Annotated in this window: 2 protein-coding genes; one reads left to right on the top strand and one right to left on the bottom strand. The window is 76.7% G+C overall.

Features of this window, described 5'->3' with window-relative positions; all coding sequences use genetic code 11:
- Positions 1–95 precede the first annotated feature (95 nt).
- Positions 96–428 carry a pilin gene (locus tag CKO13_RS11615; RefSeq protein WP_200261206.1) on the bottom strand — a complete coding sequence of 111 codons (333 nt, stop codon included), beginning with the start codon at positions 426–428 and terminating at the stop codon, positions 96–98.
- On the opposite strand from CKO13_RS11615, the gene CKO13_RS11610 reads away from it, so the two are divergent.
- On the top strand, positions 387–2,499 hold a 2,113-nt coding region (locus CKO13_RS11610), incomplete at its 3' end, for a Tex family protein (RefSeq protein ID WP_420827070.1). The genes CKO13_RS11615 and CKO13_RS11610 overlap by 42 nt on opposite strands.

Raw genomic sequence — 2,499 nt, 5'->3', positions numbered from 1 at the left:
CCGAGCAGTAGAGGCGCCCGCCGCGCCCGCGTACCCCGCACGGCCCGGGCCTCCCCGCGGGGACGGGCCCTCGGCCCACGCCGCCGGGCGCGGCGCTACTCGGCGCAGATGCCGGTGGCGTAGGCCTGCTTGACCTCCCCCGGAGCGCACGTCCACCCCGAGGTGACCGTGCCGTCCCAGGTGAAGGTGACCGCCTTGCCCGCCAGCTCGGGGCGCACCCCGTCGCTCGTCCCCTTGAAGGTAACCTCCACCCCGATACCGCTGTCGTCTTCGCCACTCCCGCTAGTTGAGGTGAGGTCCACCGAGGCGACGTGCTCGCCGCTGGTGCGCAGCCCGGTGAGCAGGCCCTCGCTCGACGGATCCGAGGGCACGCCGTGGAGCTGGACGTGGGACTCCACGGCGGTGCGCACGCCGGCGAAGAGGGTCACCGCCTCGGTGAACTGCGAGCGGGCGACGAAGGGGACGGTGGCGCCGCCGAGACCAAGACCCGCGTCGAGGACCTCTACCGCCCCTACCAGCGCAAGCGCCGGACCAAGGCGCAGATCGCCCGCGAGGCCGGCCTCGAGCCCCTCGCCGACAGCCTCCTCGCCGACCCGGCGCAGGTCCCCGAGCAGGCCGCCGCCCCCTACGTCACCGGCGAGGCGGCCGAGGGCGACGAGGCGCCGGGCGTCGCCGACGTCGAGCAGGCCCTCGACGGCGCCCGGCAGATCCTCATGGAGCGCTTAGCCGAGGACGCCGACCTGCTCGAGGAGCTGCGCGACTACGGCTGGCGCCAGGGGTACCTGGTCAGCCGGGTAGCCGAGGGCCAGGAGGAGGCGGGGGCGCGCTTCCGCGACTACTTCGAGCACGCCGAGCCGCTGCGCCGGATCCCCTCCCACCGGGCGCTGGCCATGCTCCGCGGCCAGGCCGAGGAGGTCCTGCGCCTGGGGATCGCCTGGTCCGAGGCCGAGGCCCGCGGCGAGAGCGAGGCGCCGAGCGTCGGCGAGGCGGCCGTCGCCCGGCGCTTCGGCCTCGCCGACCGCGGCCGCCCGGCGGACGCCTGGCTGGCGCGCACCGCCCGGCTGGCCTGGCGGGCGAAGCTCGCCACCCACCTCGACCTGGCGCTCAAGCGCCAGCTCCGCGAGCAGGCCGAGGCGGAGGCGATCCGCGTCTTCGGCGCCAACCTCCACGACCTGCTGCTCGCCGCCCCGGCCGGGCCGCGGCCGACCATCGGCCTCGACCCGGGGCTGCGCACCGGCGTCAAGGCCGCCGTCGTCGACGCCACCGGCGCGGTGGCCGAGACCGCCACCCTCCACCCCTTCGCCCCGCGCCGCGACCGCGCCGGGGCCCTGCGCACCCTCGCCGGGCTCGCCGAGCGCCACGGCGCCGAGCTCGTCGCCATCGGCAACGGCACCGCCTCGCGGGAGACCGACGCCCTCGTCGGCGAGCTCCTCGCCGAGCGCCCCGGGCTGGGGCTGCACAAGGTGGTGGTCTCCGAGGCCGGCGCCTCGGTCTACTCCGCCTCCGAGCAGGCCGCCCACGAGCTCCCCGAGCTCGACGTCTCCCTGCGCGGCGCCGTCTCCATCGCCCGGCGGCTCCAGGACCCGCTCGCCGAGCTGGTCAAGATCGAGCCCAAGTCCATCGGCGTCGGGCAGTACCAGCACGACGTCAACCAGGCGCGGCTCGGGCGCAAGCTCGACGCCGTCGTCGAGGACGGCGTCAACGCCGTCGGCGTCGACGCCAACACCGCCTCGGCGCCCCTGCTCGCCCGCGTCTCCGGGCTCGGGCCGGGGCTCGCCGAGCGGCTCGTCGCCCACCGCCAGGAGCGCGGCCCCTTCCGCAGCCGGGCGCAGCTCCACGACGTCCCCCGCCTCGGCCCCAAGGCCTTCGAGCAGGCCGCCGGCTTCCTGCGCATCGCCGGTGGCGACAACCCCCTCGACGCCTCCGCCGTCCACCCCGAGGCGTACCCGGTCGTCGAGCGCATCTGCGCCGCCACCGGCCGCGACGTCGCCTCGCTCATCGGCGACGAGGCCTACCTCGCCACCCTCGAGCCGGGCCGCTACACCGACGAGCGCTTCGGCGAGCCGACGGTGCGCGACATCCTCGCCGAGCTGGCCAAGCCGGGGCGCGACCCGCGGCCCGAGTTCCGCACCGCCGCCTTCCGCGAGGGCGTCGAGAGCCTCGAGGACCTCGAGCCCGGCATGGTCCTCGAGGGGAACGTGACCAACGTCACCAACTTCGGCGCCTTCGTCGACATCGGCGTCCACCAGGACGGGCTGGTGCACATCTCGGCGATGGCCCGGGAGTTCGTCCGCGACCCGCGGGCCGTGGTGCGCACCGGCGACGTGGTGCGGGTCAAGGTCCTCGAGGTGGACACCGAGCGCCGGCGCATCGGCCTGAGCATGCGCCTCGACGACGAGGCGGCCGAGGCCGGGGCGGCCCCCGAGGCGCAGCAGGCCGCGGCCTCGGCCGGCCAGGGCGCGGCGGCGCAGGCCGGCGACGGCCAGGGCCGGCGCCGCA

It is taken from the genome of Halorhodospira neutriphila, from assembly GCF_016584055.1.
Taxonomy (GTDB): domain Bacteria; phylum Pseudomonadota; class Gammaproteobacteria; order Nitrococcales; family Halorhodospiraceae; genus Halorhodospira; species Halorhodospira neutriphila.
Note: the sequence above shows the minus strand (reverse complement) of the source record. Positions and strands in the feature narration are given on the sequence as shown.